This window comes from Microcoleus sp. AR_TQ3_B6 (assembly GCF_036702785.1).
Classification (GTDB): Bacteria; Cyanobacteriota; Cyanobacteriia; order Cyanobacteriales; family Microcoleaceae; genus Microcoleus.
Genome location: NZ_JAUBVJ010000040.1, coordinates 1 through 14525 on the forward strand (window position 1 = coordinate 1; position 14525 = coordinate 14525).

General features: G+C 45.5%; 17 protein-coding genes. 11 read left to right on the forward strand and 6 right to left on the reverse strand.

Features of this window, described 5'->3' with window-relative positions:
- The 6 genes from QUB56_RS19305 to QUB56_RS19330 form a co-directional block, all read left to right on the forward strand.
- Nucleotides 1-1602: Ig-like domain-containing protein (locus QUB56_RS19305; protein ID WP_332957333.1), on the forward strand; the 1602-nt coding region annotated here is incomplete at its 5' end.
- 525 nt (nucleotides 1603-2127) lie between these two features.
- Nucleotides 2128-2451, forward strand: a complete 324-nt coding sequence (locus QUB56_RS19310) for a hypothetical protein (protein WP_332957335.1) — start codon at nucleotides 2128-2130, stop codon at nucleotides 2449-2451.
- Nucleotides 2448-3218, forward strand: coding sequence for a hypothetical protein (locus QUB56_RS19315; RefSeq protein ID WP_332957337.1), 771 nt, complete (start codon nucleotides 2448-2450; stop codon nucleotides 3216-3218). Before QUB56_RS19310 ends, QUB56_RS19315 begins: the two co-directional genes overlap by 4 nt.
- On the forward strand, nucleotides 3215-4267 hold the full coding sequence (locus tag QUB56_RS19320; protein WP_332957338.1) for a tetratricopeptide repeat protein: 1053 nt from the start codon (nucleotides 3215-3217) through the stop codon (nucleotides 4265-4267). Before QUB56_RS19315 ends, QUB56_RS19320 begins: the two co-directional genes overlap by 4 nt.
- A gap of 309 nt (nucleotides 4268-4576) precedes the next feature.
- Nucleotides 4577-4828: a DUF433 domain-containing protein gene (locus QUB56_RS19325; RefSeq protein ID WP_332957339.1), complete on the forward strand. Its 252-nt coding sequence runs from the start codon at nucleotides 4577-4579 to the stop codon at nucleotides 4826-4828.
- Complete coding sequence (locus tag QUB56_RS19330) at nucleotides 4812-5171, forward strand: DUF5615 family PIN-like protein (RefSeq protein ID WP_332957340.1); 360 nt, start codon at nucleotides 4812-4814, stop codon at nucleotides 5169-5171. The genes QUB56_RS19325 and QUB56_RS19330 overlap by 17 nt, the downstream gene beginning before the upstream one ends.
- 103 nt (nucleotides 5172-5274) lie before the next feature.
- Here the strand turns inward: QUB56_RS19330 and QUB56_RS19335 are convergent, their stop codons facing one another.
- From QUB56_RS19335 to QUB56_RS19345, 3 genes are all read right to left on the reverse strand, one after another.
- Nucleotides 5275-5571, reverse strand: coding sequence for a type II toxin-antitoxin system PemK/MazF family toxin (locus QUB56_RS19335; RefSeq protein WP_332957341.1), 297 nt, complete (start codon nucleotides 5569-5571; stop codon nucleotides 5275-5277).
- A 1-nt stretch (nucleotide 5572) separates the two neighbouring features.
- Nucleotides 5573-5791 carry a toxin-antitoxin system, antitoxin component, Xre family protein gene (locus QUB56_RS19340; protein ID WP_332957342.1) on the reverse strand — a complete coding sequence of 73 codons (219 nt, stop codon included), beginning with the start codon at nucleotides 5789-5791 and terminating at the stop codon, nucleotides 5573-5575.
- Between the two features lie 152 nt (nucleotides 5792-5943).
- Nucleotides 5944-6090 (reverse strand): hypothetical protein, encoded by a 147-nt coding sequence (locus QUB56_RS19345; protein WP_332957344.1) that lies wholly within the window; start codon nucleotides 6088-6090, stop codon nucleotides 5944-5946.
- A 144-nt stretch (nucleotides 6091-6234) separates the two neighbouring features.
- On the opposite strand from QUB56_RS19345, the gene QUB56_RS19350 reads away from it, so the two are divergent.
- From QUB56_RS19350 to QUB56_RS19360, 3 genes are all read left to right on the forward strand, one after another.
- Complete coding sequence (locus tag QUB56_RS19350; RefSeq protein WP_332957346.1) at nucleotides 6235-6732, forward strand: TIGR00725 family protein; 498 nt, start codon at nucleotides 6235-6237, stop codon at nucleotides 6730-6732.
- A gap of 8 nt (nucleotides 6733-6740) precedes the next feature.
- Entirely contained in the window at nucleotides 6741-7262 is a 522-nt protein-coding gene (locus tag QUB56_RS19355) for a hypothetical protein (RefSeq protein WP_332957347.1), read from the forward strand.
- Between the two features lie 281 nt (nucleotides 7263-7543).
- The gene (locus QUB56_RS19360) at nucleotides 7544-8449 is read left to right on the forward strand and encodes a TPM domain-containing protein (protein ID WP_332957348.1); all 906 of its coding nucleotides are present in this window, start codon (nucleotides 7544-7546) and stop codon (nucleotides 8447-8449) included.
- Between the two features lie 110 nt (nucleotides 8450-8559).
- Here QUB56_RS19360 and wecB read toward each other — a convergent pair whose 3' ends face one another.
- Nucleotides 8560-9672, reverse strand: coding sequence for a non-hydrolyzing UDP-N-acetylglucosamine 2-epimerase (wecB, locus tag QUB56_RS19365; RefSeq protein ID WP_332957349.1), 1113 nt, complete (start codon nucleotides 9670-9672; stop codon nucleotides 8560-8562).
- Nucleotides 9673-9896: 224 nt separating this feature from the next.
- Here wecB and QUB56_RS19370 point away from each other — a divergent pair, with 224 nt between their 5' ends.
- Nucleotides 9897-10466: a pseudouridine synthase gene (locus QUB56_RS19370; protein WP_332957351.1), complete on the forward strand. Its 570-nt coding sequence runs from the start codon at nucleotides 9897-9899 to the stop codon at nucleotides 10464-10466.
- Nucleotides 10467-10585: 119 nt separating this feature from the next.
- Here the strand turns inward: QUB56_RS19370 and QUB56_RS19375 are convergent, their stop codons facing one another.
- Nucleotides 10586-11431 carry a hypothetical protein gene (locus QUB56_RS19375; protein WP_332957352.1) on the reverse strand — a complete coding sequence of 282 codons (846 nt, stop codon included), beginning with the start codon at nucleotides 11429-11431 and terminating at the stop codon, nucleotides 10586-10588.
- 195 nt (nucleotides 11432-11626) lie between these two features.
- Between QUB56_RS19375 and ctpB the strand changes: the two genes are divergently transcribed.
- Nucleotides 11627-12946 (forward strand): carboxyl-terminal processing protease CtpB, encoded by a 1320-nt coding sequence (gene ctpB, locus QUB56_RS19380; RefSeq protein WP_332957353.1) that lies wholly within the window; start codon nucleotides 11627-11629, stop codon nucleotides 12944-12946.
- Nucleotides 12947-13155: 209 nt separating this feature from the next.
- Here ctpB and QUB56_RS19385 read toward each other — a convergent pair whose 3' ends face one another.
- Nucleotides 13156-14460, reverse strand: coding sequence for an Nramp family divalent metal transporter (locus QUB56_RS19385; protein WP_332957355.1), 1305 nt, complete (start codon nucleotides 14458-14460; stop codon nucleotides 13156-13158).
- Between the last annotated feature and the right edge of the window lie 65 nt (nucleotides 14461-14525).

Sequence of the window (14525 nt, forward strand, 5' to 3'; positions counted from 1 at the left end):
CCACCCACAGCTAGCAGTTTTAGCCCCGTTGATAATGCCACAGACGTTGGGGTTGCTGATAACTTAGTTATCAACTTTAGCGAAGACATCCAAAAAGGAAGTGGCAATCTTGTCATTAAGAAACTGTCTGATAATTCAGTGGTAGAAACCATCCCGGTAAGTGCTGATAATGTTACAGTTAGTGGCAGTCTACTCACGATTGACCCCATAGCAGATTTAGCCGAAGGCACTGATTACTACGTAAAAATTGCCAAAAGAGCGATTAAAGATATTGCTGGCAACAAATATGCTGGTATTACTGGAAATAGCACTTGGAATTTCACAACTGTTGTACCCGCCGATACCACCCCACCCACAGCCAGCAGTTTTAGCCCCGCGGATGATGCCACAGGCGTTGGGGTTGGTGATAACTTAGCGATCGACTTCAGCGAAGACATCCAAAAAGGAACTGGCAATCTTGTCATTAAGAAACTGTCTGATAATTCAGTGGTAGAAACTATCCCGGTAACTGCTGATAATGTTACCGTTAGTGGCAGTGAACTTACGATTGACCCCATAGCAGATTTAGCCGAAGGCACTGATTATTACGTGGAAATTGCCAACGGTGCGATTAAAGATATTGCTGGCAACAATTATGCTGGTATTACCGAAAATAGCACTTGGAATTTCACAACTGTTGCACCCGCCGATACCACCCCACCCACGGCTAGCTGTTTTAGCCCCGCTGATAATGCCACAGACGTTGGAGTTTCTGATAACTTAGTTATCAACTTCAGCGAAGACATCCAAAAAGGAAGTGGCAATCTTGTCATTAAGAAACTGTCTGATAATTCAGTGGTAGAAACCATCCCGGTAAGTGCTGATAATGTTACAGTTAGTGGCAGTCTACTCACGATTGACCCCATAGCAGATTTAGCCGAAGGCACTGATTACTACGTAAAAATTGCCAAAAGAGCGATTAAAGATATTGCTGGCAACAAATATGCTGGTATTACTGGAAATAGCACTTGGAATTTCACAACTAACGGAACCGCAGCCATTAATTGCACTGCTGGCGCTGATAACTTAACCGAAACTGCCTCTTCAGATATCATTAATGGATTAGCCGACTATGACACCCTCAACGGGGGTGCAGGAAACGACTCCCTGAATGGTGGCAATGATCCAGATATTCTAACTGGTAGTACAGGTGCAGATACTTTGATCTTCCAGTTTGGACAATCCTCTGTATCCGCCAGCGATCGCGTTACCGACTTGGCGATCTGCAGTGATAAAATAGACTGGTTGACCCACGGTGGAGTGGCGATGAATCGCCCTAGTCTCTTTAGCCGTGCTGCCAAGAGCGCTGCCACCACCTTACAAAATGTCGTAACTCAAGTGTTTACCGACGCTAATGGAGGATTAGCCGGAAACCAAACTCTAGGAATTAATAGCGCTGCTTTAGTTGTGCCTACAACTGGCTCTATCGCCGGTAATTACTTTGTCATTAATGATGGTACTGCTGGTTTTCATGCGAGTAACGATTTAGCGATCGACTTAACCGGATATACCAGGACGTTACGCCCTCTGGGCAATATTACCGATCGCAGTTTCTTTATCTAACCATAACCTCAAGGATTGCCGCTGCATCCGCCTAGGTTGGTGACAGAAGTTAAATCAACTTGTAAGGTGCGTCAATCGATTTTAGATTTTAGATTTGAGATTTTAGATTGACTTGCGCGAGATAAATGCTCTTTCTTGAGGATTTTCGAAAATCGATTTGGGATTGATTCCACGGATAAATCACGTGGCGGGTACCACCTTTGAAATTTTTGTCAGTCATTGATTTTTTGATTTCAACAGGTTTGAATGCTCTGACGCACCCTACGTGCTTGCTAGCGGTTGAAACCGCCGAGGCATCTCGATATAATTCACCTGAATCAACTTTTTTTTAATTGAATCAGCTTGATTTGTACTATCCAATTCCAGGTGATTTTAACCCGCTGCGACTGAGAATATTACGATCGCCCCGATCGATACCGGCATAAGTTTATTGCGGGCTTTCCTCTGTGGCGGTAAAATCTCCAGAATTTTGTCACAATAGGGTGCAGATAAAACCGAGAGTATTTTACCGCTCCCTCTGCTGCTATGAACCAATTTTTGCTGTACCTGGTCTCTGGGGTGATTACCGTGTTGGTGGGGTATTTTACCAACCAGTTACCGAATTTGCCGGATAACTTGAAACCGTGGGTTCCTTTGGCAGTGGCGGTTTTGACATTACTGGGCTCGATTTTGCTGATTCAACAAAGCCAGTCTGGGAACTCGTCAGCCAAGACGGTGATTCGGGGAAATACGCTGAAGGGGAAACTCAGCAGCATCAAAGCTACGGATGCTTTGGTAGAACGAAATCAACTAACTGGAGAGAGTTCTAGCATCAGCACGAGGGATAGCGATTCGGGGACGCAACCATGACGCGCTTTGCGAATCGCACGCGGGAGTTGCACCTGTTTGAACAGATGTTGCGGCGGCAGGTGCGAGAACGGATTTTGTTGGTTGAAGCACCGTCGGGTTATGGGAAAACCGGTTTGATGGGGCGGTTTGAGATACTGTGTTCCCAGGGAATTCATCCAGTTTTAATCGATCTCAAAGGGGCGCAAGCTGGTATCGCTTTTGTGTTTTCCCGGATTCAGCGCGTACTCGGAAAACCACGCTTTCCAAAGTTTAATACCCAGATCGATCGCTTTCTCAATTCTGGTGTTGAGATTCAGAACAACCGTTTGACGGGAGAAGGCAGCCAAATTCAGGTGATTTTGGATGTGCCACCAGAGCAACGAAACTATCGTTTAACTCAACTTCAACAGGTTTTTTTTGAAGAGTTAGAACGGTTCGATCGCCCGATCGCATTTATTCTAGATACATACAATGGTGCGACGGAAGAACTGGCAGGATGGATCGAGAGTCAGTTTTTGGCAGAAGTGGCACTCAACCCAAAGCTATTTGCGATCGTGGCAGGACAAATTATTCCCCAACCCACTATCGAATGGCAAAACCTGCATCATCGCTGCAAGCTCGATCGGATTATGGAACGCGAAGCCTGGTATGGTTACGTTAAGGACGTTGGCTTCGACTGCTTCAGTTGTCAAGAAGAGATTGATGTTTTAATCGATGCGGTAGGAGGTGTACCGGCACAAGTCGTTCTCTTGTTAGAAGGTGCAGCACGGACGAGGCAGCAGATATGAACGCCGAGTTTTTAGTGCGATTGGCACAGGCGCAGACGGAGGAAGAAAAGGATTGGCTGCTGGCAGAACTTTCCCTGTCGGTGCTGTCGCCAGAGTTGAGGGCAATGGCGCTGGCTGCCGCCGTGCCGCATTGGTTTGATGCCAATATCTTAGCGGCGTTACAGCCAGATTTAGCTCAACAGGCAGAGGCGCTGTATCTGGAACTCCAGCATCTCCCATTTGTGGAAAGATTTGCCGACAGAGGACACAATATCCACGAACGGACTCGGAAGGCGGTGCTGAAGCATCTGTGGGAAACCGATGAAGAAGCGTTTAAGCAATTTTCCCAGCGTTTGGTTGACTATTTTGGTGCAGAGAATACGAATCGGATCGAACAGATTTATCACGCTGCGATCGCTGATTTTGAGGCAGGCAGCAGTCAGTTTGAGCGCTACATCAGAAGTCTAGACCATAATTTTCGTCGGGGGGAAGCGGAGGCGCTGCTAGCAGCCGTGCAGGAACTGGTTGAGGCTAAACGAGTGCCAGAGAGTTTCGCCGCAGATGTGGTGTATTGGTTCGGGCAAATCCATTTCCGATTTTATGAAGCGCAGGAGGCATTGTCCCGCTACGATACGGCTTTGAAACTCTACGAGCAAGTAGGAGACAATCTGGGCAAAGCCAATACCCTGCGTGCCATCGGCGATGTTTTGCAATTCCTCGATCGCCGTGAAGAAGCCCTAGAGCGCTACGATACGGCTTTGAAACTCTACGAGCAAGTAGGAGCCAAACTGGGCAAAGCCAATACCCTGCAAGCCATCGGCGATGTAGCATTAGCTAACGAGCAGTATCCGGAAGCACTTCAGCATTACCGACAGGCGTTAGCTTTAGTCGAACAAATTCACGAATACAGCACAGCCCGCGTCTGGTATTACATCGGCACAGCTTACGCGAAACAGGGCGACAAGCCTCAAGCAATTTCAGCTTTCACTACCGCCGCCACCATATGTCGGAATATCAAGTTAGAGGATTTGGCTCAGTTGTGCGAAAGAGCGATGGAAAAAATAGAATAACCCCAAAAACATCAAATCGCAGGCGAATCATCCAATCCTGTATCCGCATTAATCAGCGTTCAACTGCGGTTAAAAAAGAGCGAGATCCCTTTCTAATAATTCATAAAAGCTATCGCCCATCATTCATCAAACGAGCGAGATCCCTTCTAACATCCGCGTTAATCTGCGTCCATCTGCGGTTAAAAAAGAGCCAGAGTCCTTTCTCACCCATATCCACAAAAGACCTAGATTCTGCTAAATTTATGATATAATTACCCATCAGTTACAGCTAGACTTGCCCACTTCTTTTGATATAAAGGGGTAAAGCCCGTGAAAATAGAAGAATTACTGCAAAGAAAAGGAATTATTCACCGCGATCCAGAAATTATGAGCGGTGTCCCCGTATTTGTCGGCAGCCGCGTCCCCTTAAAGACTTTTTTCGACTACCTCGAAGGTGAAAGCGGTTTCGCAGAATTTATTAATGATTTTCCTTACCTAGAAAGTCAGGCAATTAAAGTGCTAGAAAATCTAACTAAAATGATGCTCTCGCTAGAAAATCCTTCAAATGCTTATACTGCTTGATGAAAATCTCTTGAGTCAAAAACTCAAGCAACCTTTCTTAGACGAGGGTCATTCAATCAGCAATGTTTATGACATGGGGTGGAGAGGGCTAAAAGACCGGGAAATTCTGGATAGATCCGAGAATCATCCTTTTGAGGTTTTTATCACCGCTGATAAAAATCTTCCCTATCAACAAAATCTAGCAAGTCGTGTTATTACAATTGTGGTGTTAGATTCTAGCAGTACGAAGCCCGACCATCTAGTACCTTTGATGAGGCAAGTTAGCACTATGATATCGTCGCTGCCAGCAGGTTCGGCAGTTCGCATTAATGATGCTGGGGATGTTGTTTCCATTAGTCCTTGAGGGAGATCCCTTTCGCCCTGTCTCAACTATCCGAAAAGAGCGAGATCCCTTTCTAAGGATAATTCAGAAAGGATCTCGCTCAACTATTATCTATAATTCCAATCTATGCCTTTTTCAAGGACTGAATATCTACATCTTGAAGCCTTCCCAATTTTTTGAGTATCAGTTGCTTCTCAATTGTCGTAATAACAGGCTTAATCATAGAAGCTTTTAAAAGCCCAGCCGAGTCCCAATCTGTTATGACAATATCACAGACTTTCGGGCTACTGCTAACTTGACTCGTTATACCCATAAGAATGCGATCGGGATATTCTGCATTATAAACGTCAGAACTAATCACAACTGCTGGACGTTTTTTATTAGTAGTTTGATCGGTAAAAGGAAACGAAACTAAAACCACATCACCAAAATTCTAACTCGTCATACTCCGCGTCCTCTGGGTTATCCCAAATTTTAGCAAAAGCTGCTTCTGAGAGTTTAGTCGCAGCATAAACGAGAAGACGATCTTCACTTCGCGTTAAAAGGAAATCGATAAAATCTTCTAATACCGTAATTTTATCCGGCGGTAAACTGCGGATTTTTTCCATCAGCTTTGTTTCAGGGTTTTGGGCGACACTCATGTTATCTCTCACTTGTTAATTTTAACTTAGCATACATTTTATATTCTATCAATTTAATTAATTTATTCTTTCGACCATTTTTCTAAACCTAATTCCGACAATTCCTGTAACTCTGTCTCTTCTGCATAGACTTCCGCATAGAGCAGCGCCGATTATTTCAACTGCTCGGTTTCTAACGCTAATTTCAACCGTTGAATCGCTATTCTAACCAATTCACTAGGATCTTTAAATCCATAGTTGTGACAGAGTTCTAAAAATTTTATCTGAGATTCATCTAGTTTAAATGTTTGCTCTTTCATAGTAAAAATACTAGGAAGCTTCAGGAAGTTAGTTGTGTCAAAAGCTGTTTTTATCAAGCCACTATTTATATGATAACATACATTCGTAGATAGTGCAAAAAACTCGCAAGCAAGTATTAATAACACCATATTCACCCCAAAACTATGAAAAAAATCATCATTGGCATCATGGGTCCCGGCGATAGTGCCACATCAACCGACTTAGAAAACGCCTATCAACTCGGACAACTCATCGCCGAAGCAGGATGGATATTGCTAACTGGCGGTAGAAATGTCGGCGTCATGGATGCCGCCAACAAAGGAGCAAAATCAGCTAACGGTTTAACAGTCGGCATACTTCCGGGAAATGACACTCGCGGCATTTCGGAAGCTGTAGATATTGCGATTGTCACCGATATGGGAAACGCCAGAAATAATATTAACATTCTTTCTTCAGATGTCATAATTGCCTGCGGGATGGGGACGGGCACTGCTTCGGAAATCGCCCTCGCTCTGAAAGCTAACAAACAAGTTATTTTGTTAAATGACAGCGCCGAAAGTCAACTTTTTTTTAAAGATTTAGCACAATTTAACATCTTTGTGGTAAACAATGCTGTAGAGGCTATGAATCAAGCTCGCGAAATCCTAGTAAATCCAAGATGAAATCCAAGATGAGACTAAGCAAATTCAACTTTTGTGCGATCGCAATTTTCCTGACTTTGGGGATTTTCGTCACTACTAAAGCAGACGGAAGAATTGCACAGTTCAGTTTCAGCAACAAATCCACTCAAAAATTAGCACAAACCCTCCCTCCTCCTCCCCCTTCCGCAAAGCCTGTTACCGAACAAGAAGGGCCACCTATTCGCAGCGAATCCATGCCGGATCAAATAGCTTTAGCAACCCATTTGCAGACCATCAAAGCTAGAATGTACGGTGCTTACTGGTGTCCTCACTGTCATGCGCAACAAGAACTTTTCGGCAAAGAAGCCTTTAGCGCGATTACTTACATTGAGTGCGATCCCAGAGGCAAAGATGCTCAACCGGATTTGTGCAAAGCTGCTAATATTAAAGCTTATCCCACTTGGCAAATTAGGGGTAAATATTACACGGGGCGGCAATCTTTGGAAAAACTGGCTATTTTATCTGGTTATAAAGGTAGCAGCAATTTTGGGCCACAACTTCCCTCTCCTTAGAAATATCTCAATTAGTTCGCACTCGCCCACTAAGAAACCGGGTTTTTGAACCGAGCTTGAAGTTTTCAGCAATTATTTTGGTTAAAAACCCGGTTTCTGGCCACTCGTGCGTCCATGAGTATAAATGTAGGGTGCTGGCGACGCACCTAAAATTATGATTTTTATGAATCCAACTTCTGAATAATATGAATTGACATGAGAGTGAGCGGGTTATTGAATCGTAATTAGGCGGACAGATATATGTCAATTTCAGATTAGCAGTTATTCAGGAGACTGAAGCGATGCAGTTACAATTTAGCAACAAACAAATAATCTGGACGAGTTGGCTGTGCTTTTCGGCAATTGCATTTCCCGTAACGAGCCAAGCTATAACTGTACAAGAAGTACCGAATCCCCGCCAAGTAAATAACACTTGGGTAACGGATAAGGCAAACATTCTCAGCGACAGCACCGAAACTCAGCTAAATCAAATGATTTCGGATTTAGAGGCGAAAAACGGCTCAGAAATCGCTGTTGTGACAGTGCCTGATACTAAGCCATCGGCGACACCCAAAGCATTTGCTACAGAATTATTTAACTTTTGGGGGATTGGCAAAAAAGGTAAAAATAACGGAGTTTTATTGTTAATTTCGTCGGGGGAACGCCGCGTTCAAATTGAAACAGGTTCGGACATTCAAAGCATTTTGCCGGATGCTAAAGCAGTGGGCATTATTCAAACAGAAATTACGCCCAGATTTAAACAGCAGGACTTTGACGGGGGCACTGTAGCCGGGACAAAGGCGTTAGTAAATGTTTTACAAACTCCGGTGGTAAATGGTCAATCTCAAACCGCGCTGCCTTTGGCTCCAAGCGTACCATCTCAAGGGGTGAAACCGTCACCAATACCTAGTCAATCGCCAGTTATTAGCAATAGTAAGTCCACAGGTGAAGATTTATGGAATTCATTTTTTTGGGGGTTATTCATCTTAGTACCTGGCTTCATTATCTTTAATGTATTTCGCACCTTATTTTCTCGGAAATCTCCTTCCTCCTCCCACCGCCGTTATTCGCCCCATAACAGCAGTAGCAGTGACTACAGCAGTAGCAGTAGTGACTACAGCAGTAGCAGTAGCAGTAGCAGTAGCGACTCCGGGGGTAGCTTTGGCGGGGGCGACTCCAGTGGTGGCGGTGGCGGTGGGAATTGGTAATTGGGGAAGGGAGGCAGAAACTGAGTTTTTTTAGTAGGAATTAGTCCGCCTCTGCGGGGACTAGAGGCAAGTGTAGTTGCGGTTGAAGCCGCCGAATAATCGAGGGGTAGCTAACTAAAATACTCTTCAACAATTTTCAAAATCCGCGAGGCGGCTAAACCGTCCCCAAAGGGATTAATTGCCATTGCCATTGCGTTATAAGCTTCGGAATTGCTCAGCAACTCTACTGCTGCTGCTGTAATTATATCAGAATTAGTACCAACCAGTTTAGCAGTACCCGCAGAAATTGCCTCTGGCCTTTCTGTGGTTTCTCGCAATACTAAAACTGGCTTGCCCAAACTAGGTGCTTCCTCTTGCAAGCCGCCGGAATCTGTGAGGATTAAATGACATCTCTGAATGGCTCCTACTAATTCTGCGTAATCCAAGGGTTCTGTTAAAAAAACTCTCGGATGGTCGCCCAAAAGAGCTTGCAAAGGTTCTCTGACTGTGGGATTTCGATGTAGAGGTAAGAGCAAGGCTGTATCGGGAAATTTATCTAAGATTTGGAGAAATGCCCGCGCAATTCCTGCTAACGGTTCTCCCCAATTTTCGCGACGGTGAACTGTTGCTAAGATAGTGCGATATTTGCTCCAATCTAAGTTAGGAATGTTGCATTCTGGTTGGCGTTTGGCGACAGAAAGCAAGGCGTCGATTACTGTGTTGCCTGTACGGTGAATTTCTCCCAAAACGCCCGATCGCCCTAAATTCTCTTCGGCCAGCGCTGTCGGGGCAAAATGCAGCCGTGTGAGCTGAGATATTAACCGTCGGTTAGCCTCTTCGGGGTAAGGATTGAACACGTCGTCTGTCCGCAATCCGGCTTCTACGTGACCTACGGGTATTTTCTGGTAAAATGCAGCCAAAGTAGCGGCAAACGCTGTGGTGGTATCGCCCTGAACTAAGACGATTTCGGGCTGCAATTCTTTAAACAAGGCTTCCAAACCCTGCAAACTCCGGGATGTAATATCTGTCAAGGTTTGCTGGTGCTGCATAATTGCTAAATCCCGATCGGCTTTTAGATCGAACATTCGCATTACTTGTTCGACCATTTCTCGGTGCTGACCGGTTAAAATTACTTGGGTGTCAAAGGTTGGCGAACTTTTGAACTGTTGAATTACTGGGGCTAGTTTAATCGCTTCCGGGCGAGTTCCTAAGACGATGCAAACGCGGTGTGTGGCTTCGGGCATGGTAAAATTGGGTAGTTGAGATTTGCGAGGCTCTTAAAGGCTGAAGATTTTAGAGCAGGTTTGAATCGTTGGCTAACAAGATTTATTATTTTTATGAACCGCAGAGGGCGCAGAGGGCGCAGAGGGCGCAGAGGAGGGAGAGAAGTGAGATAGAAGGTGTTTTGTTTGGGGAGTTATATCGTTTTAGATCGCACTGTTGGTACATTTTTAATTATTAATTGCTCATGCCCTATCGTTACATTCTATTTTACAAACCCTACGACGTTTTAACTCAATTCACTGACAACTCTAGCGAAACTAAGCGCAGAACTCTCAAAGATTATATTCCGATTCCTGATGTTTATGCGGTGGGAAGACTCGATCGCGATAGTGAAGGTTTGTTGCTGCTAACCGACGATGGACCCCTTCAGCACCGCCTGAGTGACCCCACCTTCGCTCATCCCCGCACTTACTGGGTTCAAGTTGAACGGATTCCCGATGCAGGGGCGATTTCCGCTTTGCAGACAGGTGTCACAATTCAAGATTATCGGACTCGACCGGCAAAAGTGCAATTATTGTCAGCAGAACCACCTTTGCCACCCCGGGAACCGCCGATTAGATTTCGCAAAAATGTGCCGACAGCTTGGCTAGAAATGACTCTCACAGAAGGCCGCAACCGCCAAGTGCGCCGGATGACCGCAGCAGTAGGGTTTCCGACGCTGCGGCTAGTCAGATGTGCGATCGGGCATTTGCGTCTCGAAAGTCTTAAGCCCGGTGAATGGCGCGAACTAACTCAAGCTGATTTTAGATTTTAGATTTCAGATTTTAGATTGGGGAATTACAGTCAAGCGTCTTGACATTTAGGACATTCTTGATAGCTAAAACTCTTACTAAGGCTGCATTTTCCTTCTTCCTTCTTCCTTCTTCCTTCTGCTTACTTTGGAGGTGGCAAAATAAAACTCTCATTTCCATTCTTATCTTTTTGCACCTGAGCTCCCAATTTGACAAGAGCTTGTTTTGCCCTTTGACGCACCAACTTATCAGTTGTTTGAGCATAAACCATACTCCAAGCAGTAAACCGCACCGACACGCTATCGGGATCTCGGCGCAAATACTCAGCAGTAGCTCGAAACATCTGCGCCAATGAAGCCCCTGACGGGTTTTTTTCCACCCAATCAGCGGCCATTTCGTGAGAGCGAATTGACTCGGGAATATCCCCCAACAGCAGCAACTCATCAAGACCTTTAGTTCGCCACACTATCCACGCTTGGGAATGAATTTGCGGCGAAAGGGAAAGGGCGCTAGTACCGCGCTCCATCAAATTAACAGCAGTTTCAGGCTTTCCCTCATAAAAAGAAATAGCTGTGGAAAGAAACAGGTAGATGTCAGCCCACCGCGGGTCGCGCTGCGTAATTATGTCAAAATAATCTTGACCCAGATGGTAGCCCGTCACATCTCGCGCTTCGTTGTCGCCAAAATACTGCAAAAATTTGATAAATGTCCAATCTGCAATTAAATTGTCAAAGCCAAAACTAGGGAGATTTTTGAGCATTTTTAGCCGCAGGGCTTCTTGCTGCGCTTCTTGCTGTGCGGCTTGCTTGAAACTGCCAGCAGACATTGCAGAGAGAGGCTTTTGCCCCTGAACGCCAACTGGGGACATCCCGCCCAACTGCCCGCTAGACTGCATGGCAACGACGCCCGCGAGCGCTGCTAGAGCAATAACTCCATTAACGAGCAGGCTCAACCACTGACGCGAAAATTGTTCGATTTTAGCTTCCACGGCACATTTAAATCCAAGTTTTAAATTAAGTTTATTGAAAGAGAGTAATAATTGGTTGGCGATCGACTAAAAATCTCGTTAAACTGTCCAAAGGGATGGTGGAGCCTCCACACAATAGTTTAAGTAGTAGTTTGAGATTTTTTAGCAATATAAAATCTCAAATCAAAAATCTAAAATCGAATTGAGCCAAATTCAATGAATCAAGCCCGCAGACGCTTTTCTAAATTACAGGCAGCCCTGTTCAGTGGGGCGATCGCAACAACCGCTTCGATATCTTTACTCGTTCCCGGGCTGAGTCAATCGGTCCGCGCTGAGCTTCAAGATAGCCCCAAAGCTGTCTTAGACGAAGCTTGGCAAATAGTGAACCGAGAGTATGTCGATGGCAGCTTTAACAAGACAGACTGGCAAGTAACTCGCCAAGACTTGCTGAGCAAAAATTATACCTCTCGCGAAGCTGCCTACACCGCCCTCCGCAAAGCCCTAGAAAAATTAGAAGACCCCTACACGCGCTTCATGGACCCGAAGCAGTACGAAGCCCTGACGAATCAAACCTCCGGGGAACTGACAGGGGTGGGGATGAGGCTGGAAGAAGACGAAAAAACGAAAGCGATTAGGGTAGTCGAGCCGATGGAAAATTCGCCGGCCCTGAAGGCAGGGATTCAAGCGGGCGATACGATTTTGGTGATTGACGGCAAAACAACCAAAGGCATGACTGTCTCGGATGCGGCTCAGGTAATTCGGGGCGAGGAAGGCACGAAAGTCACGCTGCGGATTGCTCGTGAGGGCAAAAGCGAATTTGATATCACTCTGACTAGGGCGAGAATTGAGGTAGCAGCGGTTCGCTACAGCCTCAAGAATGAAGGCGGTAAGAAAGTCGGTTACATCCGTTTGCAAGAGTTTAGCTCGCACGCGGGCGAACAAATGCAGGCGGCGATTAAAAAGCTCTCGGATCAGAAAGCTGATGCTTTTGTTTTGGATTTGCGGGGGAATCCCGGCGGGTTGCTGCGAGTGAGCATTGATATCGCTCGGATGTGGATGGATACAGGGGCGATCGTCCGCACAGTCGATCGCGCGGGCGATTCTCAGGAAATGCGGGCAAACCGCACTGCTATCACTGACAAGCCTTTGGTGGTGCTCGTGGACGACAACTCGGCCAGCGCCAGCGAGATTTTGGCCGGTGCTCTCAAGGACAACAAGCGCGCAACTGTGATGGGCGGCCAAACTTTTGGCAAAGCTTTGGTGCAGTCGGTGCATTCTTTGGCTGACGGTTCGGGATTGGCGGTGACGATCGCTCACTACTATACTCCCAACGGTACCGATATCAGCCACAAGGGCGTTACTCCCGATGTTAAAGTCGAAGTCACCGACGAACAAAAGCTGAAATTAGCTAACAAACCGATGTTGGTGGCGACTAAGGACGATCCTTGCTACGCGCAGGCGATCGCACTTTTGCAAACTACCGCTTCGTCTCCCCGTCCCGTTGCTGGTAAAGAGGCTCTTGTTCCTAAAAAGTAGTTGAAACCGTAAGTTATTAACAATAATCATGAACATGAAACCCGCCGATGCGGGTTTTATTTTTGTAGTTTGATATCATTTCCGGTTACACCGTCCGTGATGTTGACTGTTCACTGTTCACTGTCAACAGTCAACCGTCAACCGTCAACCGTGAACTCGAATTTACTATTCCGATGCTAACGGATTTGATATGATTTAGCCTCAAATTGCTAGAAAATGGTTTGTAATAACAGCCAAATATTTAATCCTACTATAATACTAGCTATTAACCAAGCTAAGGCTTTCAGCCAAAATGGATTCACAAACTCTCCCATTAAGTTGCGGTTTGAGGTAAACATTACCAAGGGAATTACTGCAAAGGGTAATTGCAAACTGAGAATCACTTGACTGAAAACCAGTAAATTAGTTGTACTGCCTTCACCAAACAAGATAATTGCGATCAAAGCCGGTACAATTGCAATCAGTCGAGTCAGCAACCGCCGCAACCAAGGACGCAGCCGAAAATTGAGAAACCCTTCCATCACAATCTGTCCTGCTAAAGTTGCAGTCAAGGTTGAGTTCTGCCCCGAAGCCAATAAAGCAAAGGCAAAAATTGCACTGGCAGAACCCACACCCAGAACCGGAGAAAGGAGTTTGTAAGCATCTTGAATTTCGGCTACTTCTTGATAGCCCGAAAAGTGAAAAGTTGCAGCAGACAATATCAGAATTGCTGAATTAATAAACAAAGCTATTGACAGCGCTACGGTAGAATCAATTGTGCCAAATTTAATTGCTTCCCATTTTTGATCGGAACCTTCTTCCCAGGCGCGAGTTTGCACGATCGATGAATGCAGGTAGAGATTGTGGGGCATCACAGTTGCCCCTAAAATACCAACCGCAATATAAAGCATTGCCTGATTTTGCAAAATCTCTAGGCGGGGAACATAACCGAGTAAAAGTCCTCCGGCATCGGGTTTGGCAAAAATTATTTCTGCGATAAAGCAACCGCCAATAATTGCAATAATCGCAATCACCAAAGCTTCTATATAACGAAAGCCTTTCCCTTGTAAAAATAACACCATTATTACATCTAGCGCAGTGATGCACACTCCCCAAACTAAGGGAATGCCAAATAGTAATTGCAGTCCGATCGCACTGCCAACAAGTTCCGCTAAATCGCAAGCAGCAATAGCAATTTCACAAAGTATCCACAGCAAAAAACTGACTCGCGGACTGAAATAATCTCGACAAGCTTGTGCCAAATCTCGTCCCGTTGCTACTCCTAAACGCACGCAGAGTGATTGTAGCAAAATTGCCATCAAATTAGATAGCAAAATCACACTTAATAGCGCATAGCCAAACTTTGCTCCCCCCGCTAAGTCAGTCGCCCAGTTTCCGGGATCCATGTAACCGACTGAAACCAAATATCCAGGCCCTGCGTAAGCCAGCATTTTACGCCAGAAACCTTTGCTGTTGGGAACGGGGATGCTGCGGTGAACCTCTGGAAGGCTGGGTTTGTTCTCCGAATGAGTCATTTGTTTTACGGTTCAATGCTTTTCATATTCTTTTCATAATATGATAAGTTTAGCGGAATTTCATC